This is a genomic window from Bacillus sp. F19, from assembly GCA_023823795.1.
In the GTDB taxonomy this organism is placed as follows: Bacteria; Bacillota; Bacilli; order Bacillales; family Bacillaceae; genus Bacillus_P.
This window is the reverse complement of record CP085710.1, coordinates 4,841,209-4,861,185: the sequence shown is the minus strand read 5'-3', so window position 1 is coordinate 4,861,185 and position 19,977 is coordinate 4,841,209. Positions and strand designations below refer to the sequence as shown.

Here is a 19,977-nt window from a genome sequence, read left to right as displayed (position 1 = left end):
ATGTTACTAAGGAGAGGACGTGGGTTACGATGAAAAAAGTCAGTCTGGCAATTATTATCTTTTTATTATTTCTTACAGGTGCGGTTGTTGCACAAGCTATTGGGTCTGACAAGAAGGAAGCTGAACTTGGAACTATTGTAGAAGGCATGGAAGCACAGGGAATTGACGTTAAAAAGTGGTCTTTATTTTCAAAGGAAATGATTTCTGCAGAGAATCAGTCTTTTAAAGAAATAATGAAACTTTTACAAACTCAATTTCGTCATTATAAGTGGTCGAATGAAAGTGTGGATGGCAAGATACATAAAGTATCGGGAATCTTTTTTAACAAGAAGATGGGATTTACAGAAAAGCTTCAAATTCAGTCAACCGACACAAACGGACAAAAACAGTCGTATATCTTGTATGAGCTCAGTGGAGAAGGTTCAGGGAAAAATTGGATTCAGCTGCATGAGTATGCGCAAACTCGCAGCTTCGACATTTTCCATGAAAATCCTACAATTTTCACTTGTGTAAATGGACAGCTTGATGATAAGATGAGTAGTGTTTTGCAAGTGAAGGTAAATGGTTTGCTTAAACAATTTAACGCGGTGCCAGTTGAACAGCTTAAAGAAGATTCGTTCATATCTGTGTCCGCACGTACGTCAGATTGGGATCACCTGATTCCAACAGATGAAGGCAGCATGAATATTCAAATTGCGCTCAGAGGCGCAGGATTGGGCAATAATACTAGCGTTACAGTAGGAACACCAATCATAACGTCTGAATATTAATATATAGAAATTGGGACGCGGAGGGGAAGACCTTGGAAAAAATCATCGTCCGCGGCGGTCGTAAGTTAAACGGTACTGTTAAAGTAGAAGGTGCTAAAAATGCCGTTTTACCAGTAATCGCTGCATCTTTATTAGCCAGTGAACAAAAAAGCATAATTTGTGATGTGCCTACGCTCTCCGATGTGTATACAATCAATGAAGTGCTGCGCCATTTAGGTGCAGAAGTACACTTTGAAAATAATCAAGTGTTTGTAGATGCATCTAAAGAGCTAAATATGGAAGCTCCTTTCGAATATGTACGCAAAATGCGTGCTTCTGTTTTAGTTATGGGTCCATTACTTGCCAGAAATGGCCGTGCACGTGTGGCATTGCCAGGCGGCTGTGCGATTGGATCACGTCCAATTGACCAACATTTAAAAGGCTTCGAAGCAATGGGAGCTACCATTAAGGTTGGGAACGGATTTATCGACGCTGAAGTCTCTGGAAGACTTCGCGGGGCAAAAATCTACTTGGATTTCCCAAGTGTTGGAGCAACTGAAAATATTATTATGGCTGCGGCTCTTGCAGAAGGCACATCTGTCCTTGAGAACGTAGCAAAAGAACCGGAAATCGTTGACCTTGCCAATTACATTAATGCAATGGGCGGCAAAGTGCGCGGAGCCGGAACTGGCACGATTCGCATTGAAGGTGTAGAAACACTTAAAGGCGTTAAGCATCATATCATTCCTGACCGCATTGAAGCTGGAACTTTCATGGTTGCAGCAGCTATTACAGGCGGAAATGTATTGGTTCGCGGCGCTGTGCCGGAACACTTAACTTCTTTGATCGCGAAAATGGAAGAAATGGGCGTTCAGATTTCTGAAGAAGAAGACGGACTTCGTGTCATCGGACCAGAAAAACTGAAATCCATTGACATCAAGACAATGCCGCATCCAGGCTTCCCGACAGATATGCAATCTCAAATGATGGCATTGTTGTTGAAAGCTGAAGGAACTTCTATGATCACGGAAACAGTTTTCGAAAACCGTTTCATGCACGTGGAAGAATTCCGCCGCATGAATGGGGATATTAAGATTGAGGGCCGTTCTGTTATCATTAATGGTCCAGTTAATATGCAAGGTGCAGAAGTGGCAGCAACAGACTTGCGCGCTGGTGCAGCACTTGTTCTTGCAGGTTTAGTTGCAGACGGCTACACTCGTGTAACTGAGCTTAAGCACGTTGACCGAGGATACGTTGACTTCCACGGCAAACTTGCTGCAATCGGTGCTGACATCGAACGCATCACTGAAGAAACCACGATTAAATCCGAGCAGGCTGTAAGCGACATGAACGCTTAAACATACGTACATCTAAAGAAGTTGGAGTCCTCGGATTCCAGCTTCTTTTTATATTAGTTTTAGGAAAGTATTTAGATTTTGCGCATTGATGGCAAGCGGAAGCGCCCAACTCCTCGGCCAGAACAAATCCGGCAAAAAAGTCAAACCCGGACTTTTCTGCCGGATTCTTATCTGTCATGCCTGAGCTAAACGTGCGTTTCCGCTTTTCGTTTCAAAAGAAAAATACTTTATTAGTGTTGCTGTTTCTACTATGATTTATACATCAGATATCATGTTTTTTGCATAAAATACCCAGCAATGGACGACGATGAATGCGAAGGAGGGTTTTCATGAAATTCTTAACGGCTTTATTTTTGATTATCGCATTTTCATTGTTCTCGTTTACGAGTGATTTACTGTCTTTGCTGACGGGAGATTATATCGGTCTTACCATTCGGAGAGACCCCGATTTTTCCGACTTGTTTCTCTATCATGATATAGCCCTGCACAGTAAGTTTTATGTTGTCACAAAAATTGGGCACGCCTTTTTCTTTTGCTTTTTTACGCTTATCATGACTTATATGTACCGGATGCGTACAGCGATTTTATGGGCAGTATTTCTCGCCGTATCCTCAGAAATCCTTCAGCTATATGCTATGCGCAGCGGCAGGATTGTGGATATGATTTACGACCTGACAGGGGCATTAGCAGGAATCATTTTAATAAAAATTATTTTAGCTTATTCAAAACACGTGCAAATTGTCGAAGGAAATCGGCGGAAAATGTAGAAATAGACAGTGGAAGCAAAAGGGAATTCTTCAGATTTAAGAGCTTTTCAGTCATAAATGGTTGTCCGCCTCCATAGTATTGAGTAGAGACGGTAAACGACATATCGGATATGGAGGCTCTTAGATGAAATCTTTGAAACCAATACTTTTAGTTCTTGCCGGATTATTTCTCATCATATTAATGATCCCGACATTGTTAGTCGCACCTTTTATGAACCAGACCAAAGGTGAACTATCAGAAGACCTTCAAGCCAAAAAGGATGAACAAGTCATGCTTGCCAAATCAATTATTGATGTACCGGTCTATCGCAGCGGTGCGGAAAAAATCGAGAACATTCCATTAGAAGAATACGTCATTGGTGTCGTTGCCTCAGAAATGCCTGCCGATTTTGAAGACGAAGCGCTGAAAGCCCAGGCACTGGCAGCCCGGACTTATATTGTAAAGCAATTAATGAGCGAACAAACCATAAGTGTTCCAACAGGTGCAGTAGTCAGTGACACGACAGCTCATCAGGTTTTCAAAAGTGATGCAGAGCTGAAAAGGCAATGGGGCAAGGATTATGATTGGAAAATCAAAAAGGTGTACAATGCAGTCGCCACTACACAAGGTCAAATCTTAACATATGAAAACAAACCAATCGAAGCCTCCTTTTTCTCAACCAGCAACGGATACACCGAAAACTCCGAAGACTATTGGGCAGCATCCCTGCCTTATTTAAAGAGCGTGGAAAGTCCATGGGACGAAAAGTCACCGAAATACTATGACCAAATGGCCATCAAAGTGAGCGATTTCGAGAAAAAACTTGGAGTGAAGCTCGATTCAGACGGCGAAGTAGGGAAAGTCATTGAACGAACCTCAGGCAAACGAGTGGCCCAAGTCGATATCAACGGGAAAAAACTAAATGGCCGAGAAATCCGTGAAAAGCTGGGCCTCCGCTCAAGCGACTTCACATGGCAGCTTAAAGGCGATCAAGTCCTCATCACCACAAAAGGCTTCGGCCACGGTGTCGGCATGAGCCAATACGGAGCCAATTTCATGGCACAGGACGGAAAAAAATACAAAGACATTGTCAGCTACTACTACCAGGGAGCACAAGTGGCGAATGTTGAGCCGTTTGTGACGCAGTTTACGGCTAGGAATTAAAAGGAGAGCGCAGGGGATTTTTGCCTGCGCTTTTTTGTATCCTGGTTTAGGAAATGATTGGAAAAAGGGAAGTGTTTCTTTCAAATTGAAAAGTATTTTACCGATTTTCGCCAGTAAGAATGGCATTTTGGAAAGTAAAAGTCTTCTTTTGGAAAGTAAATCAGCAATTGTCGGTAAACACCATTAAAATAAACGGATTGGAGCAGCAAAAAAACGAGCTTGAAGTCGCCGAAGCTCGTTTTTGCGTTATTCTGCTACTCTTTTCCCGACAATCACCAAATCACGTTCAATCCCATCAAGCTCAGCGACACCAGGCATGTTCGCCCACTGCTCAAAGCCGAAGCGTTTAAAAAGGCGCAAACTTGCTTCGTTGTGGCCAAAGACAAAGCCAAGCAGCGTTTTAATGCCGAGCTTAGGGCAAGCATCAATCGCCGCCTGCATGAACGTGGTGCCGATTCCTTTGCCGCGCACGTTCTGATCAATATAAATGCTGACCTCTGCTGTATATTGGTAGGCAGCTCTGCCGTAGAAGGATTCAAAGCTCAGCCAGGCAACAATTAGATCTCCGTCCTCCATGACCCAAAGCGGACGCTGATTTGTGTGCTGATGAAACCAGCCCGCGCGGTCTTCAACGGCAACAGGGGTTAAGTCTGCCGTAACGGCTCTGCTTTCAATCGTAGAGTTGTAGATCTCAACGATGGCAGGCAGGTCGCCAATCATGGCTTTTCGAATAGGTAAACTCATAGCTGATCACTCCGCATCATTTAACTTTTGAAAACTAGAAGTTATAAAAGAATGGCGTTTTGCAAAATACGTCACCTTCATAATATAAAAAGATACAAGGACGCCAATAGTATCCTTAACTAAATCAATGACTGCAGCAGACCGGTACGGAACAAAGGATTGATGAATTTCATCTGTTGCCCCATATAGAATAGATACGATGGCTGCAAGGATACTTGCTTTCATGGTCCAGCTTTGATGAGCCGCAAACGCCAAAGCCAACAGCCAATAGAGTATGCCGAATTCAATCAAGTGAAGCGATTCCTTCATTAAGTGGTCAAATGAAAAAGGCGTGTTGATAATTGCATCTGCCGGCAAGCTTGATAGAATCCATATGAGAATCATATAAAGGATGGGTGCCAGAGTCAGCATCCATTTAAGGAAAGGTTTCTTCATTTTCGTGCTCCTTCAGGTTGCTGATGGAACATAGTATACCACGACTGAAATAAAAATTTTAGAATCCATACATAATTTTATAAAGGGAAGCAGAAAATAAGTTTTTAACTTTTTTTGAGAGAGGTGTATATATTTTCAGAATTTTGTTCAGAATGATTGCTGAGGTGATGATAGAATGAGAGAGGAAGAAACTAAACGTACTTCTCAAAACTCGAAAATGCAACAATTCTTCAGAAAGCGTTGGGTATTCCCAGCAATCTACTTAGTAAGTGCAGCATTGATTTTGACAGCCGTGTTATGGTATCAGGCTTTAGGCAATGGAGATTCAGCAAATGATCCGATTGACCAAGGAACATCTTATCAAGATGAGCCGACTCAAGAAGTGAACTCAGCTGTAGAAAATTTCGCAATGCCGGCAGCTGATTCAGACGCAGTATCAGTTATCCGTAAGTTCTATGAAAAAGATGCAACAGCAGCAGAGCAAGAAGCAGCACTCGTTTCCTATAATAATACGTACGAGCCTAGCAAAGGAATTGACTTGGCAAAAGAAGATGGCAAGGAATTCGAAGTTGCAGCTTCACTAAGCGGAACTGTTACGAAAGCTGAAAAAGATCCATTACTTGGAAATGTCATTGAAATCGAGCACAAAGATGGCGTGACAACTGTTTACCAATCTTTAGCAAGCATGATGGTTGCAGCTGGTGACGAAGTTGAGCAAAACGAAATCATCGGACAAGCCGGAAAAAGCCTGATCCAAGAAGAAGATGGCGTACATGTACACTTTGAAATCCGCAAAGATGGCGTTGCAGTCAATCCATTAGACTTCATGGACAAACCACTTACTTCTTTAAACGACGTGAATGTTGAAAAAGAAGCTAAGCCTGTAAAAGAACAGCCAGTTAAAGAAGAAGAAGGTATTGAAGGCGAAGAAAAAGGCGCTGAAGAAGAAAAAGGTGCTGAAGAAGAAAAAGGCACTGAACAAGAAAAAGAAAAAGAAGACGCTGAAAAAGGCACTGAAGACAAAAAAGGTGCTGAAGAAGAAAAAGAAAAAGAAGACGCTGGTAAAGAAGGATCAGAAAAAGGGAATTCACAAGACCAATCTGAAGCTTCAATCAGCACAAAAAACGCTTAATAAGCTACAACATATAGATTGTCTATCCAATAGGGATAGACTATTTTTTTTGTTTTACGTTCAGTGCCCTGGCCTGAATCGACAAATTTCTCGGGAAATAACGAAAGCAATGAAACATTCTAATTGGTTTAAATTTCTCCAAAGTTCATTTCTTTCCACATATTTTTGGATGCAATAACCCGATTTTCTGCCTCTAAAACCGCAATTTATAAAAAAATTCGCACAAATCCCTTGTCCCTCTTGACTTTTTAGCATATATCTTCACCCAAGCTAATAAAATGTTACAAACCTAACAAAGAGAGTGTATGAGGTGAGGGATCGTGAATATTTTTCGTAAACGCAGCAATGGTGCTATTATACATTCAGCTAAGCGGAAAATAGCTGCTGTAACTAAGTATGCGAGTCTCATTTCACACTTCTCACATCCATTTTAGGGAGGTCGAGTGGTGTGCACGATTACATCAAAGAACGTACTATCAAGATTGGAAAGTATATCGTGGAGACGAGGAAAACTGTTCGCGTGATTGCGAAGGAATTTGGCGTTTCTAAAAGTACTGTCCATAAAGATTTGACTGAAAGACTGCCTGAAATTAATCCAGAGCTTGCGATTGAAGTGAAAGAAATCCTTGATTATCATAAATCGATACGCCATTTAAGAGGCGGGGAAGCAACGAAGCTTAAGTATCGGAAGGAGGATATCCTTCAGGAAGAACCAGTAAAATAAAGAAATTACCTGTCTTTCTTGCAATTTCGACAAATCCCAACATGAAATTTTACAAATTCATACTTTTTTTAGTGATTTATGATACAATATGAAATTAGGGCACAAAGTAGGAATTGCCGGGATCAGATTGCAAGGAGGATATGGTAAGAATGTTTGCAAGGGATATAGGAATTGACCTTGGTACTGCAAATGTACTAATTCACGTAAAAGGTAAAGGCATCGTCTTAAACGAGCCATCTGTAGTTGCACTTAATAAGAACACGGGCAAGGTTCTTGCTGTTGGAGAAGAAGCAAGAAGAATGGTAGGGCGTACTCCTGGGAATATTGTTGCGATTCGTCCTTTAAAAGACGGAGTCATCGCTGATTTTGAAGTAACAGAAGCTATGCTCAAGCATTTTATCAACAAATTAAATGTAAAGGGTTTATTCACGAAACCGCGGATGCTTATCTGCTGTCCGACGAATATCACCTCTGTTGAGCAAAAAGCCATCAAAGAAGCTGCTGAAAAAAGCGGCGGAAAATACGTTTATCTTGAAGAAGAACCAAAGGTCGCAGCAATTGGTGCCGGTATGGACATTTTTCAGCCAAGCGGAAATATGGTAGTGGATATTGGCGGTGGAACGACGGATGTCGCAGTCCTTTCAATGGGCGATATTGTCACCGCCTCTTCTATTAAGTTGGCTGGGGACAAGTTCGACATGGAAATCTTAAATTACATCAAAAAAGAGTACAAGCTCTTAATTGGTGAACGTACGGCTGAGGATATTAAAACGCAAGTAGCGACAGTGTTCCCAGGCGCACGCAACGAAGAAATTGCCATTCGCGGCAGAGACATGGTATCAGGCCTGCCCCGTACCATTACTGTTAATTCTGAAGAAGTTGAAGGCGCACTGCGTGAATCAGTAGCCCTCATCATTCAAACTGCAAAAAGCGTACTCGAGCGCACACCGCCTGAACTCTCTGCGGACATCATCGACCGCGGCGTCATCTTAACTGGCGGCGGAGCCCTCCTGAACGGTCTGGATCAGCTGATGGCAGAAGAATTAAAGGTTCCTGTCTTAATCGCAGAAAATCCAATGGACTGTGTAGCAATCGGCACAGGCATCATGCTTGATAACGTCGATCGCATTAATAGACGCAAGCTTGGATAATAGTATGGAAAAACATCAGTTTTTGGACTGGTGTTTTTTTGTTTTTTCTCATTTCCTATAAACCTTTCGCCAATCAAGCCGATTTTAAGAGTGTACCTTCGATTTTTTATGAGGCTTACAAATTTATACGGTGATGTTCCAAATAGTTAGATATAATGAAAAATGACTCTCTTATGAGGTGAAAGAATGCTGCGAGGTTTTTATACAGCGACTGCAGGGATGCTTGCCCAGCAGCGAAGAACAGAAATGCTGTCAAATAACATAGCCAATGCGAATACACCTGGATATAAATCGGATCAGGCAGCGCTAAAGGCCTTCCCGGAAATGCTGCTGAAAAGAGTTGAAAGCAGCAAGGTTTCTGCTCCTGCCACGCAGACTGTCGGAACGCTGAATACCGGCGTGTATCTTCAAGAGATGATTCCCCAATTTACTCAGGGTGATCTTCGTGAAACAGGTCTCTCAAGCGATGTTGCCTTAGTTGAAGAGCTTGTTCCTTATAATGAGGAGACGAATGCGAAAGGTGCTTTGCTTTTTGCAGTGCAGACTCAAGCTAATGAATTGCGCTATACACGTAATGGACAATTTACACGAAATGAAAATGGCGAGCTTACCCTTGCAGACAACCCTGTTTTAGGAACAAACGGCCAGCCCATTTCAATTGCTGCTGATCAATTCGAAATCACACCAGACGGAACGGTTAGAGTGGACGGGGTTGAACAGGCTCAAATCGAAATTGTCTTTGCTGGTGACACAAGAACCTTGATGAAAGAAGGAAATGGTCTTTACCGGACAGAGGGTGGAAATGGATTGCCGACTGCGGTCAATAATCCTGAAATTTCTTACCAGCTAAAGCAAGGCTATGTGGAAGGCTCAAATGTCGACGTTTCCAAAACGTATACAGAAATGATGACAGCTTACCGCGCTTTTGAAGCAAATCAAAAAGTGCTGCAGGCTTACGATAGAAGTATGGATAAAGCCGTGAATGAAATCGGCAGGGTAAGATAATAGGGGGATGAGCAGCATGCTGCGTTCGATGATTCCGGCTGCAAATACATTAGGTCAGCTGCAAAAACAGCTGGATCTGATCGGAAATAACATGGCAAACATTGATACACAAGGCTACAAACGCACTCAAACAGGCTTCTCGGAGCTCCTTAATCAGCAGGTAAATAATGCCGGACTTCAGGACGACCCTGCTGGGCGGTCGACAGCTCTTGGCGTTCGGCCTGGAGTCGGCGCGATGGTAACAGGACAAACCGTGTATACCCAAGGCAGCATCAAGGTGACGGATAGGGAGCTTGACCTTGCCCTGACAAAGCCTGGCCAATACCTGCAAGTAGAAGCAGGCGGCGAGGTGCAGTATACTCGTGATGGGGCTCTATATTTGAATCCAGCAGAGAATGGCCAGCTTCAGCTTGTCACATCTGAAGGCCACGCTGTACTTGATGAAAATCAAAATCCGATTTTCTTTGATGCTGCGTTTGAAAATTTGAAGGTAACACCTGATGGTAGATTAACGGCAGTTCCGGGCAATCAGTCCGTTCAATTAGGAATAGTTGGGGTAAATCAGCAATCTATGCTTGAAAAACAGGGCGGAAATCGGTACGCTTTAAATGAGAACGCACCAAACAGCACAGTCACGTTTTTGAACCGTGATCAAATTGGTGTTCAGCAAGGTGCACTTGAAATGTCAAATGTCGATCTATCAAAAGAAATGACCGAGCTGATGGTAGCTCAGAGGTCTTATCAATTAAACTCAAAATCTATCACCATGGGTGATCAAATGCTCGGGTTAATCAATAGTGTCAGATAAGCAAAGGGGTTTTTACAGTGAGTACAAACGAACAGTCTCGTGAAGAAGTGATAGAAACGAAAAAAACAGAAGAAATAAGCAGCAGCAAAATCAGAATCAGGCTATTTCCGATCTGGCTGCGCATTGTTTTATTGCTTTTTTTCATGGCCATTGCGGCAATCAGCGGTGCGATGATTGGCTACGGTGTACTCGGTGATGGAAAGCCAACAGACGTCTTCGATAAACAAACATGGCAGCACGTCTTTGACCTAGTGAAAAAAGAATCCGAAAAATAAGGAGGGCTAACCCCTCCTTTTTGTGTATAATAGAACTAATAGGTTGTACTAGGAGGAGGTACTAAAATGTTAGACATCACACAAATCAAAGAAATCATTCCGCACCGTTATCCATTCCTGCTCATCGATCAAATCCTTGAAGTAGACGAAGGCAAGCGTGCAATCGGGCTAAAAAACGTAACAGCAAACGAAGAATTCTTCAACGGCCATTTCCCAGAATACCCAGTTATGCCAGGCGTCTTAATCGTTGAAGCACTCGCCCAAGTCGGCGCTGTAGCCATGCTGATCAAAGAAGAAAACCGCGGCCGCCTAGCCTTCTTCGCAGGCATCGACAACTGCCGCTTCAAAAAGCAAGTAACACCAGGCGACCAGCTCCGCCTCGAAGTTGAAATTATCCGTCTGCGCGGATCACTCGGCAAAGGCAAAGGCGTCGCTACAGTAAACGGCGAAGTCGTATGTGAAACAGAATTGATGTTTGCGTTGGGTGAAAAGAAAGAATAGATTTTTGAGACGATCCTTGTTGGGATCGTTTTTTTTTTTGCTGATTTTAGGAGGTATCTGGAAAAAGGGAAGTATTACTTTCAAACTGGCTAGTATTTCCCCAGTTCTCGCTAGTAAAAGAGGCATTCCGGCAAGTAAAAGTCCCATTTTGGAAAGTAAATCTGAATCATCCTTGAATCTGAAAGGCAAACCACAGTCAGATTCCATCCAGTTCAAAAAGAAAAAGCCTGAATAGCCAAGTGCAATTAGAAAAAAGCCTATATTAGCGCAGAAAAAGAGAAATTGAGCCTGAAAATAAGATCAGCTTCGTTATTTAGGAGGTATCTGGAAAAAAGAAAGTATTGCACCTAAACTGGCTAGTATTTACCTGTTTCTCGCTAGTAAAAGAGGCATTCCGGCAAGTAAAAGTCCCATTATGGAAAGTAAATCTGAATCATCAGAAGATCTGAGCGGCAAACCACAGTCAGATTCCCTCCTTTTCAAAAGAACAAACCTAAATAGCCAAGTGCAATTAGAAAAAAGCCTATATTAGCGCAGAAATAGAAGAATTGAGCCTGAAAATAAGATCAGCTCCGCTATTTAGGAGGTATCTGGAAAAAAGAAAGTATTGCACCCAAACTGGCTAGTATTTCCCAGGTTCTCGCTAGTAAAAGAGGCATTCCGGCAAGTAAAAGTCCCATTTTGGAAAGTAAATCTGAAACATCAGAAGATCTGAGCGGCAAACCACAGTCAGATTCCATCCAGATCAAAAGAAAAAGCCTAAATAGCCAAGTGCAATTAGAAAAAAGTCTATATTAGCGCAGAAATAGAGGAATTGAGCCTGAAAATAAGATCAGCTCCGCTATTTAGGAGGTATCTGGAAAAAAGAAAATATTGCACCCAAACTGGCTAGTATTTCCCAGGTTCTCGCTAGTAAAAGAGGCATTCCGGCAAGTAAAAGTCCCATTTTGGAAAGTAAATCACCTTCATCCTTGAATCTGAGCAGCAAATCACATTCAAAACTTAAAACCCTTGAAACGATAGAAAAAACCAAAACTCAATTATAAAATTCTATTTTGCGTTCTACAAAGGAGTTTACTAATAAATCTAGAAATAAACAAAATTAAAAAAGAAGAGGAGTGATTTTTTGATAAAAAAAGAACAACAATTACCAATAAAAATTCAAAAACTGCAGGCTTTACTAAGGAGGCTGCCCCAGAACCATACAGTAAGAGCTAAAATTGAAGAGGAGTATGCTAAAAATATGGCAGGCTATCGCGGTGAACAGTCTATTGATTATCATTTGCTTCCGTTATTAAGGAAAGAGTTCCTTGTTCTGCACGATATTCGACTGCTGAATAAAGAATATTATTTTCAATTAGATATTGTTATCTTAACTAGATCCTATATTCTAATTCTTGAAGTGAAAAATATGAGTGGAACACTATGTTTCGATCAAACATTTAAACAACTAATACGAACAATAAATGGACGTGAAGAAGCGTTTCCTGATCCAATTCTCCAAGTGAGGCGCCAACAGAAAAATCTTCAAACATGGCTGTCTGAACACAATTACCCTAGTATGCCACTACATTCTTATATCGTCATCAGCAATCCCGCAACGATTCTTAAAACCATTCCAAACTACTCAGAAACAGTGTTGAAAAAAGTGATACATGCAGGCTCACTCCAAGATAAAATTCATTTATTAGATAATCGTTATAAAGACCAGCTTTTAACAATTAAGGATTTAAATAAGCTGTCAAGGCAGCTTATTAAACACCACTCACCAAATAACCCAGATCTTCTTCAACTATTTCACCTATCAAAGTCAGATTTAATAACGGGTGTTCATTGCATAAAATGCTTTTCAATCCCGATGAAAAAAGTTAGCGGAAGCTGGGTTTGCAAAAAATGTATGTTTACATCTAAAGAAGCTTATATTGCCTCTTTGAATGATTACGCTTTGTTGCTTGGGCCAACCATTACAAATAAAGAAATAAGGCAGTTTCTAAGAATCTCCTCCATGAGCTCTGCGTCAAAATTATTAACAGTACTAAACCTCCACCACACTGGCTCCTACAAAAACCGCAAATACCAGCTCCCCATTTTAAAATAAACGTTTACATTTTCGGACGTGTGGTAAATAAATACTGTAGCACCCATTTTAGACAAATTTACCGAATAAACCTAATCATTCTGGACACCCTAACCACGACCGCTGAATAAAGGTCCAATTAAGGAAGGAGTATGATTATGAATAAGAAGTGGTTACTTAAAATTTCAGGTACATTATTAGCAGCTATGCTGATTGCGGGCTGTGCGGACGATCAGGATCCTGCACCACCGGAAGATAACAATATGGAAGAAGAAGTGCCAAATGATGATGCGCCTCCTGCTGAGGAAGAAACAGAGAAGGACATGGAGCAGGATATGGAAGAAGACATGCAGGAAGATGAGAACAACATGGAAGAAGACGAGAAAGATATGGAACATGACATGGAAAACGATATGAAAGACGAAAACAAATAGTCACATAAATAAAAAAAAATCCCCTCACACTTGAGGGGATTTTTTCACGTTTAATTCTCTTTGTTCATTTAGCTTTTGTATGAAAGCCTGCTTTAAGTCTTCACCGTGCAGACCTTTTGTCAGCAGATCATCAAGCAATTTTTCGGGCTCGTGCTTTGCTTTTCGCGCGAGCATGCGCCCCTCAAATAAGACAGAAATATGTTCTTCCAGGACCATGATGGATTTAATCTTCGCCACGATCTCGGCGGGTTTGTTGGTTTTCTTGGAAATCGTCACATAAAGACGCAGTTCATTATTCTTTTGCGAGAGTGTTTCAAAGTATGAGCGGTGTTCCTTTGTTAAAAGAGCCTCAATCATCCAGTGATTTTCCCCGTCTTCTTTGTTGATGATCAATCCGCCCGATAAGGGGATTTCTTCTAAACGAGCACCATTTTCTCCATGCACTTCAATAGTCAGCCCTACGAGTCTAAACGTTTTCATAAATACCCTCCTTGGTCCAGTGTATCGTTCCTGTATGGTTATTGTTACATTATATCATACAGAAAGAGTGAAGCACTAAACGGAGGGATGAGCAGAATGAATCAATTAAACAGATGAAAAAAAGAGGAAAAAAGAGGAAAAGGAAGGATTAATACAAAATATGACAATATATGAGTAAAAATGCCTATATTCGGTTGTTTTCATAAACTCATAAATTTGTTATGGTAAAATAGCAAACTTTAAGAAATGAGGCTGATCAATGGAAACGATTAAGTTAAAAACAATTTCGGTAAAAGATCTGCAAACAAAAGGTGAAATAGTGAGGGAAAGATCAGATGATAAACCTTTATTATTAAAAGTAGGGGAGATCGCTGCCGGCAAAACAAAGTACTACCACTTCCAAGTGCATAGGGAAGCGTCAGTAGAAATATTATACGAGACTAAAGACAAGCTTCAAATTGTAAGAATCCTATTCGATTTATTAAAAAATGAAATGTCCATCAAATCATTCGTATGGACAGATCAAACCAAGCGTTATGAAGAAACAGCCATTCAAAATGAACTCATCGCATCACAAGCATTTCAAGCTATTCTCCAAAGCATCACTTTTTCAGGCCATGAACAGCAATCCTATTTATTTCAAATACATAGAAAATAGCAGCTAACATAAAAATTCGTTATAAATGCTCTTAGAAAAAGCAAAAATTCTGCTAGGAAAATAACTTTTTAACACTTTAAAACAGCATTTTTAAGATTTTCCCTAATTCCAAATACCCGCTACAATAGTCTTGTAAGCTAAAGAGAGGAGGAATAAGGTGATAAACTCAGTCACGCTGGTCGGACGCTTAACGAAAGATCCGGAAATGCGCTACACAGCAGAAGGGGCGCCTGTGGCCAATATCACACTCGCAGTGAGCCGATCATTTAAAAATGCAGCGGGAGATATGGACATAGACTTCGTCAACTGCACCCTGTGGAGAAAAACGGCAGAAAACACAGCCAACTATTGCCGCAAAGGTTCAATCGTAGGCGTATCCGGACGCATCCAGACCCGCAGCTACGAAAACTCGGAAGGCAGGCGCGTCTATGTCACAGAAGTAGTCGCTGACTCCGTACGCTTCATGGGCGGCAAAACCCGTGAACTTGCAGTAACGGAAAAATAACAAACCCTCAAACCCCCTCACAGAAACAGAATCAACGAACTCCCCACTTCCTCACTTAACTAGCCGGCCCTCTCCGGCTAGTTCTTTCTTGTGAAGGGACAAAAATTGCTTGAAGAGATGGAGGTATCTGGAAAAAAGATAGTATATAATCCAAACTGGCAAGTATTTGTCCGATTCCTGCCAGTAAAAGAGCCATTCCGGCAAGTAAAAACCCCATATTGGAAAGTAATCCAACTGTCTAACGGAATTTCCATACCAACAGCTACCTCCAAAACCTTAAATACCCAACTGCATTTAGAAAAACCACTAAACAAACATAAAAAAACCAGTCCAAACCCGGACTGGTCCCCCAAAACCTTATTTTCCAACCTTCTTAGCAATCAACTCATACAGCTTCTTCCACTCTGCACTCATTGTTTCTTTCTTCAAATCTTCTTTTTTCTTGCTCATGTCGCGCGCCTCCTACCTCATGGAGAGGGTGAAGAGCTCTTCCAGTTCGTCTGTGGACAGCTCTGTGATCCAGCTCTCGCTTTGGATGATTTCATCGTTCAAGGATTGCTTTTTATCCAGCATGCCATCAATTTTCTCCTCGATTGTACCAGTTGTAATCAGTTTATGAACATGAACAAAGCGGTTTTGACCGATGCGGTAAGCACGGTCTGTTGCCTGGTTCTCAACAGCAGGGTTCCACCAGCGGTCATAGTGAACAACATGGTTCGCAGCGGTCAAGTTCAAACCAGTTCCGCCAGCCTTCAGTGACAGGATCAAAATCGAATACTCTTTATTCTGGAACTGCTCTACCATCTTGTCGCGTGCTGCTTTTGGCACACTGCCGTTTAAGAACAAGACTTTCTCTCCAAACTCACGCTCAAGCAAGGATTGAATCATTTCACCCATGCCGATATACTGCGTAAAAATCAGACAGCTTTCATCCTGCTCCCGAATCGCAGTCACAAGCTCAAGCAGCTTCTCAATTTTATGAGAGCGTGTCGTCACTGACACCGTACGTTCCTCTTTCAAATAAAGCGCAGGATGATTACAGATCTGCTTCAGCTTTCCGAGCATCTTCAAAATCAAAGCCTTCCGCTGCATACCAGCAAGCTGTGATACCTGATCAAATGTATCCTTAACCAGCTGCTCATAAAGTGATGCCTGCTCAACTGTAAGCGGGATATACTCTTTCTGCTCCTGCTTCTCAGGCAGATTCAGCGCAACCTGTTCATCACGCTTTGTCCGGCGCAGCAGGAACGGCTTAATCATCTGCTGCAAGTTTCCGATAATCGCCGGATCCCGATCCTTCTCAATCGGAAGCACAAATCGCTTATGGAAATTATGCAAGCTGCCAAGAAATCCTGTATTGATAAAATCAAAAATCGACCATAATTCCGTTAAGCGATTCTCCATCGGAGTCCCTGTTAAGGCAATATGATGCAGACCCTTCAATTTCCGAATCGCACGGGACTGCTTCGTATGCGCATTTTTAATGTTCTGTGCCTCATCTAAACAAATCGTGCTCCACGTAACAGAAGCAATCTCTTCATGATCGGCGTGAGACAGGCCGTAAGACGTCAAAACAATATCCGTATCGCCAAGCGATACATTAAAATCTTCACCCTTTGCCCGATTTGGACCGTAATGAAGATGAACCTTCAAGCTAGGGGCAAACTTCTCAATTTCCTTCTGCCAGTTACCAAGTACAGATGTAGGGGCAATAATTAAAAACGGCGCCTCACGCTTCTCATGCTCCACTACATACGTGAAATAAGCAATCATTTGTATCGTTTTTCCAAGCCCCATATCATCCGCTAAGCAAGCGCCAAAATGGAATTTCCGGAGAAATAGCAGCCAGTCAACACCTTGCTGCTGATAAGGGCGCAGATCACCGTGAAACGTCGATGGAACATCATGCTTAGGAATATCCGTTATCTCCGTCAGCTGACGCAGCATCGACTTCATTTGACGGCTAAGCTCAATTTGAATATTCGCAAATGCCCTTGAATCAAGAATCTCATCATCCTTATCACGTGCATCAGCCAGCTCCTGCTGGAGAATATCAGAAAAGTGGAGCCCTTCTTTTTCTGCTTTTTTCAAAATCGACTGCACATGCTTAATAAAAGCAGGGTCAAGCTTAATCCACTGTCCTTTAAAATTCACAAGACGGCGGTTGTCATTTACCATCCCCATGAATTCTTCTTCGCTCATCTCAACGCCATTCGTCGCAAAGCGCCAATTGAAATCAATCAGCGAGTTCATACCGACAAAGGATTGTCCGCGCGGGGCCGACGACATCTTCGCCTTCAGCATCACCTTTGAATCACGGACAACCTGCCACCATGATGGCAGGAGAATCTCGACGCCAGTATTTACAAACGTTTCACTCGCACTTGTTAAAAAGAGCCACGCCTCATCCTCGGTAATATGTGTGTTTCCATTTTGAAAAGAGAGCCACGGCACAATTTCCTCAAACCGCTGCTGCTCACGTTCAATCCGGTCCATATAACCTCTCCATGGAGTCGGCAAATCCTTCAGTCCCTGAAAAAGATGAAACGAATCAGGGTTCTTGCGGTCACGCAAAAACAGCTCAAGCTTCCAATCGTCGCCATCATAATCAGGCTCATTTAATCGAAGGCCAATCGTAAACGGAGCGTCATCTATTAAGAAGCCAATCTTCTCTAACCAGTCGCGCTCATCGAGAAAATGACCTTCAAACTTCTCTGTAGCGGCGTAAGCTTCCACAATGTCACTCCATGCGCGCCCCAGATCCGGATTCCTCTCAATCAAATCGCTCACAGCTGCAGACAGCCAATCCGCCGTAAAACCTTCAAGCTCTCCAGCAGTATCACGCCAACCAAAGGCACCACTTTTCCACCGTTCAAAATCGGGCATAAACTCGCCGTTCACAATACAGTCGTAAATGGCCTCTGCTGCATCAATCAGCGGGACAGCATCGCCGCTGTACTCAATATCAGCAAGCGAATTCGTCGTATCTTTTCCGATCAGCTCAACCATCATCCATGGAGACAGCAGAACAGAAGGGACTCCAATGTAGCTCACATCTTCAAGCAGCGATCCAAAGAAAGAGGATTCATGCCATGTGAACAAGTAGCGCCGCATATGATTCGTTCCGAGCGTTTTCTCATCCTTCGTCGTGCACCATACGTAAAAGTGAAAATTCTCGATTTGTTCCGTATGGACGGAGATCTTCAAATCATTCAGCATGAATCAACTTTCCTCTCTTCAACTCCTCTTGAAAAGCACGCAGGCGCCGGTGCTCATGTGAAAGCTTTTCAAGATAGATTTCAAATTGCGTTTCATTCTTTATCTTCTTATATAACGTGCGCGTTTTCTTTAAATAACGCACTGCAAGTTTATAATTGGTTCTAGTCCTGAGAGCGATCTCATGGCGTATCGCATGGTGATATATTGTCAGCAGCGACTCTGGACTTTCCTTCTCTATCATCTTTAACAAATCACGGTCAATCTCATACAATTCAAACCCAAGCAGCAAATGAAGCTCTGCCCATGTTCTATATTGCTTCCGATTTACGAGAAAATGATGATACTCTGCATAGCTGAAAGGAAGCAGATTGCGGCAGGCATTCTCATACAGCCTTTCATCCTTGGTCTGAGTCGAGTACTCTGACAGCATATCCAGGAAAAAGCGAATCGAACGGCGCTTCTCTTCATATGGAATGTCACTATTTAAATAAGCATCCGATTTCCCAAGCAAATACGTAAACCATTTCGCAGAACGTTTCCAATTTTTCCGGGAAACAAGATCTCCGACCCAGTCATACAAAATTGGAAAAGCTCCATCACTAAAGACTTTCATCTTCTCAAATAAAGCATCATCATCACCCTGCAGAAAATCCATATGAATCAAAGCAAGACGATATTCAGGAACATCCCGTTCACTTAATTGCTCATTCAGCCACTCAACCTCTCGCTCAATCCACTTCTTCCGATTAAGCAGACCGATCCAAAGAAAACGATAAAGACTAATCCGTTCAAACTGCAAATAACTGCTGACATCAAGCAGCTGATGAAAAACCTCGATGCTCTCTTCAAATAGCGAATCCAAAGAGAAAGGCAAAGCAAACTTCCGCATCTCCCTCAGTTCGTATGTAATGGACTCAATACACTCTTCAAAATAAGAATGATAAACATGGTGTAACAAATGATCATTTGGTTTCGTCTCATTAAGTAGACGAAGCATGTAGAACAATGTCGTAAGGTTTGCATGTATAGTATAAAACCGTCTGAGGTCAGCATCTTTCGGAGCCTTCTTCTTCAGCGCGGGATAATAATGGTTGTACAAGCTTTGAATCTGCTGAATGTTGCGCGGGCGATTCTGAGCCCAGCGCTTGTATTCAAACTCAAAAAACGAAAGCCAGCTTGAAAGCGAATCATCCTTCCAGCTCACAGATGGTATCATCTGACTGGCCGGCTTCAGCTGGGCAAGAATCGCCTGCTGCGTCTTGGCATTCCAAGCTTCCATATATGTACCGACTCGTTGGACGCTTGCATATAAATAAAGAAAAGATGCCACTACATGACGGCAGGGAAAAGCTGGTGAACAGGAACAGGAACTCATCGTAACAAAATCAAGCTCAAGCACAACCCGAACAGGCGTTACATCCTGCACATTGGCACTCATTGTGTGTCCATCTATTTTCACGTTGTATACGCTGCCCTGCCGATACAGCATCAGCCCTTTTTTAACAAGATTGCGATCGTCTTCTAACTCAGGCGAAAGCTGATCCTGCAGCTCTTCACCCGCATGCAGAATCAACTCTTTATCCAGTTCATGCTGAAGCATGGCACACCGCTCCTTTTTAAGTAATAAGAAAGTATATAATTTTGCGCTTCTATGTCCAGCTCCATCGCCCAGAACACATCTGTCTATTGGAGCTAAACGGGCGCTAGTGCTTTTCATAGTCAATTCTTTAATTATAACTGATAATCAACAAAGGATAAAACGGAAAGGGAAATTTCGGCGGTGAGGTTTAGAGGTAAGAATATTCGGGGAC

20 protein-coding genes are annotated in these 19,977 nt (G+C 42.3%); 15 read left to right on the top strand and 5 right to left on the bottom strand.

Translation table 11 applies throughout. The features are described 5' to 3' along the window. Positions 1-29 precede the first annotated feature (29 nt). The 4 genes from LIT25_24940 (at position 30) to spoIID (ending at position 4,018) form a co-directional block, all read left to right on the top strand. Positions 30-770, top strand: a complete 741-nt coding sequence (locus tag LIT25_24940) for a YwmB family TATA-box binding protein (protein ID USK33709.1) — start codon at positions 30-32, stop codon at positions 768-770. 32 nt (positions 771-802) lie between these two features. Beyond that, on the top strand, positions 803-2,107 hold the full coding sequence (murA, locus tag LIT25_24935; protein USK33708.1) for a UDP-N-acetylglucosamine 1-carboxyvinyltransferase: 1,305 nt from the start codon (positions 803-805) through the stop codon (positions 2,105-2,107). A gap of 329 nt (positions 2,108-2,436) precedes the next feature. Next, on the top strand, positions 2,437-2,874 hold the full coding sequence (locus LIT25_24930; GenBank protein ID USK33707.1) for a VanZ family protein: 438 nt from the start codon (positions 2,437-2,439) through the stop codon (positions 2,872-2,874). A gap of 124 nt (positions 2,875-2,998) precedes the next feature. After that, the gene (gene spoIID / locus LIT25_24925) at positions 2,999-4,018 is read left to right on the top strand and encodes a stage II sporulation protein D (protein USK33706.1); all 1,020 of its coding nucleotides are present in this window, start codon (positions 2,999-3,001) and stop codon (positions 4,016-4,018) included. A 246-nt stretch (positions 4,019-4,264) separates the two neighbouring features. On the opposite strand, the gene LIT25_24920 is transcribed toward spoIID, so the two are convergent. Both LIT25_24920 and LIT25_24915 read right to left on the bottom strand, forming a co-directional pair. Beyond that, positions 4,265-4,762, bottom strand: coding sequence for an N-acetyltransferase family protein (locus LIT25_24920; protein USK33705.1), 498 nt, complete (start codon positions 4,760-4,762; stop codon positions 4,265-4,267). Between the two features lie 6 nt (positions 4,763-4,768). Next, the gene (locus LIT25_24915) at positions 4,769-5,197 is read right to left on the bottom strand and encodes a VanZ family protein (protein ID USK33704.1); all 429 of its coding nucleotides are present in this window, start codon (positions 5,195-5,197) and stop codon (positions 4,769-4,771) included. A gap of 175 nt (positions 5,198-5,372) precedes the next feature. Here LIT25_24915 and LIT25_24910 point away from each other — a divergent pair, with 175 nt between their 5' ends. The 9 genes from LIT25_24910 to LIT25_24870 all read left to right on the top strand — a co-directional run bounded on the left by LIT25_24910 (position 5,373) and on the right by LIT25_24870 (position 13,304). Then, positions 5,373-6,329 (top strand): peptidoglycan DD-metalloendopeptidase family protein, encoded by a 957-nt coding sequence (locus tag LIT25_24910; protein USK33703.1) that lies wholly within the window; start codon positions 5,373-5,375, stop codon positions 6,327-6,329. Positions 6,330-6,777: 448 nt separating this feature from the next. After that, positions 6,778-7,053 (top strand): sporulation transcriptional regulator SpoIIID, encoded by a 276-nt coding sequence (spoIIID, locus tag LIT25_24905; protein ID USK33702.1) that lies wholly within the window; start codon positions 6,778-6,780, stop codon positions 7,051-7,053. 149 nt (positions 7,054-7,202) lie between these two features. Beyond that, a complete protein-coding gene (locus tag LIT25_24900) occupies positions 7,203-8,204 on the top strand; it encodes a rod shape-determining protein (protein ID USK33701.1) in 1,002 nt (333 codons plus the stop codon). Between the two features lie 186 nt (positions 8,205-8,390). After that, positions 8,391-9,209, top strand: a complete 819-nt coding sequence (locus LIT25_24895) for a flagellar hook-basal body protein (protein ID USK33700.1) — start codon at positions 8,391-8,393, stop codon at positions 9,207-9,209. A 16-nt stretch (positions 9,210-9,225) separates the two neighbouring features. Then, entirely contained in the window at positions 9,226-10,017 is a 792-nt protein-coding gene (locus tag LIT25_24890) for a flagellar hook-basal body protein (GenBank protein USK33699.1), read from the top strand. 17 nt (positions 10,018-10,034) lie between these two features. Further along, positions 10,035-10,292 (top strand): DNA-directed RNA polymerase subunit beta, encoded by a 258-nt coding sequence (locus LIT25_24885; protein ID USK33698.1) that lies wholly within the window; start codon positions 10,035-10,037, stop codon positions 10,290-10,292. A 66-nt stretch (positions 10,293-10,358) separates the two neighbouring features. Next, entirely contained in the window at positions 10,359-10,793 is a 435-nt protein-coding gene (gene fabZ, locus LIT25_24880) for a 3-hydroxyacyl-ACP dehydratase FabZ (protein USK33697.1), read from the top strand. 1,126 nt (positions 10,794-11,919) lie between these two features. Continuing rightward, positions 11,920-12,891, top strand: a complete 972-nt coding sequence (locus LIT25_24875; protein ID USK33696.1) for an NERD domain-containing protein — start codon at positions 11,920-11,922, stop codon at positions 12,889-12,891. 137 nt (positions 12,892-13,028) lie between these two features. After that, entirely contained in the window at positions 13,029-13,304 is a 276-nt protein-coding gene (locus tag LIT25_24870) for a hypothetical protein (GenBank protein USK33695.1), read from the top strand. A gap of 24 nt (positions 13,305-13,328) precedes the next feature. On the opposite strand, the gene LIT25_24865 is transcribed toward LIT25_24870, so the two are convergent. Beyond that, positions 13,329-13,784, bottom strand: coding sequence for a YwpF-like family protein (locus LIT25_24865; protein USK33694.1), 456 nt, complete (start codon positions 13,782-13,784; stop codon positions 13,329-13,331). A gap of 259 nt (positions 13,785-14,043) precedes the next feature. Here LIT25_24865 and LIT25_24860 point away from each other — a divergent pair, with 259 nt between their 5' ends. Beyond that, the gene (locus LIT25_24860; protein USK33693.1) at positions 14,044-14,442 is read left to right on the top strand and encodes a hypothetical protein; all 399 of its coding nucleotides are present in this window, start codon (positions 14,044-14,046) and stop codon (positions 14,440-14,442) included. Between the two features lie 157 nt (positions 14,443-14,599). Continuing rightward, entirely contained in the window at positions 14,600-14,947 is a 348-nt protein-coding gene (ssb, locus tag LIT25_24855; GenBank protein ID USK33692.1) for a single-stranded DNA-binding protein, read from the top strand. Positions 14,948-15,409: 462 nt separating this feature from the next. Here the strand turns inward: ssb and LIT25_24850 are convergent, their stop codons facing one another. Both LIT25_24850 and LIT25_24845 read right to left on the bottom strand, forming a co-directional pair. After that, positions 15,410-18,166: a DEAD/DEAH box helicase gene (locus LIT25_24850; GenBank protein ID USK33691.1), complete on the bottom strand. Its 2,757-nt coding sequence runs from the start codon at positions 18,164-18,166 to the stop codon at positions 15,410-15,412. Next, positions 18,156-19,766 (bottom strand): SWIM zinc finger domain-containing protein, encoded by a 1,611-nt coding sequence (locus tag LIT25_24845; GenBank protein ID USK33690.1) that lies wholly within the window; start codon positions 19,764-19,766, stop codon positions 18,156-18,158. The genes LIT25_24850 and LIT25_24845 overlap by 11 nt, the downstream gene beginning before the upstream one ends. Between the last annotated feature and the right edge of the window lie 211 nt (positions 19,767-19,977).

What these genes read in the sequence shown, in the direction of transcription:
- LIT25_24890 (USK33699.1), top strand. Translation starts at nt 9,226, where the DNA reads ATGCTGCGTTCGATGATTCCGGCTGCAAATACATTAGGTCAGCTGCAA.
- LIT25_24920 (USK33705.1), bottom strand. Translation starts at nt 4,762, where the DNA reads ATGAGTTTACCTATTCGAAAAGCCATGATTGGCGACCTGCCTGCCATC.
- spoIID (USK33706.1), top strand. Translation starts at nt 2,999, where the DNA reads ATGAAATCTTTGAAACCAATACTTTTAGTTCTTGCCGGATTATTTCTC.
- LIT25_24930 (USK33707.1), top strand. Translation starts at nt 2,437, where the DNA reads ATGAAATTCTTAACGGCTTTATTTTTGATTATCGCATTTTCATTGTTC.
- LIT25_24845 (USK33690.1), bottom strand. Translation starts at nt 19,766, where the DNA reads ATGCTTCAGCATGAACTGGATAAAGAGTTGATTCTGCATGCGGGTGAA.
- LIT25_24915 (USK33704.1), bottom strand. Translation starts at nt 5,197, where the DNA reads ATGAAGAAACCTTTCCTTAAATGGATGCTGACTCTGGCACCCATCCTT.
- fabZ (USK33697.1), top strand. Translation starts at nt 10,359, where the DNA reads ATGTTAGACATCACACAAATCAAAGAAATCATTCCGCACCGTTATCCA.
- LIT25_24870 (USK33695.1), top strand. Translation starts at nt 13,029, where the DNA reads ATGAATAAGAAGTGGTTACTTAAAATTTCAGGTACATTATTAGCAGCT.
- LIT25_24895 (USK33700.1), top strand. Translation starts at nt 8,391, where the DNA reads ATGCTGCGAGGTTTTTATACAGCGACTGCAGGGATGCTTGCCCAGCAG.
- LIT25_24850 (USK33691.1), bottom strand. Translation starts at nt 18,166, where the DNA reads ATGCTGAATGATTTGAAGATCTCCGTCCATACGGAACAAATCGAGAAT.
- LIT25_24900 (USK33701.1), top strand. Translation starts at nt 7,203, where the DNA reads ATGTTTGCAAGGGATATAGGAATTGACCTTGGTACTGCAAATGTACTA.
- LIT25_24940 (USK33709.1), top strand. Translation starts at nt 30, where the DNA reads ATGAAAAAAGTCAGTCTGGCAATTATTATCTTTTTATTATTTCTTACA.
- LIT25_24865 (USK33694.1), bottom strand. Translation starts at nt 13,784, where the DNA reads ATGAAAACGTTTAGACTCGTAGGGCTGACTATTGAAGTGCATGGAGAA.
- LIT25_24910 (USK33703.1), top strand. Translation starts at nt 5,373, where the DNA reads ATGAGAGAGGAAGAAACTAAACGTACTTCTCAAAACTCGAAAATGCAA.
- LIT25_24860 (USK33693.1), top strand. Translation starts at nt 14,044, where the DNA reads ATGGAAACGATTAAGTTAAAAACAATTTCGGTAAAAGATCTGCAAACA.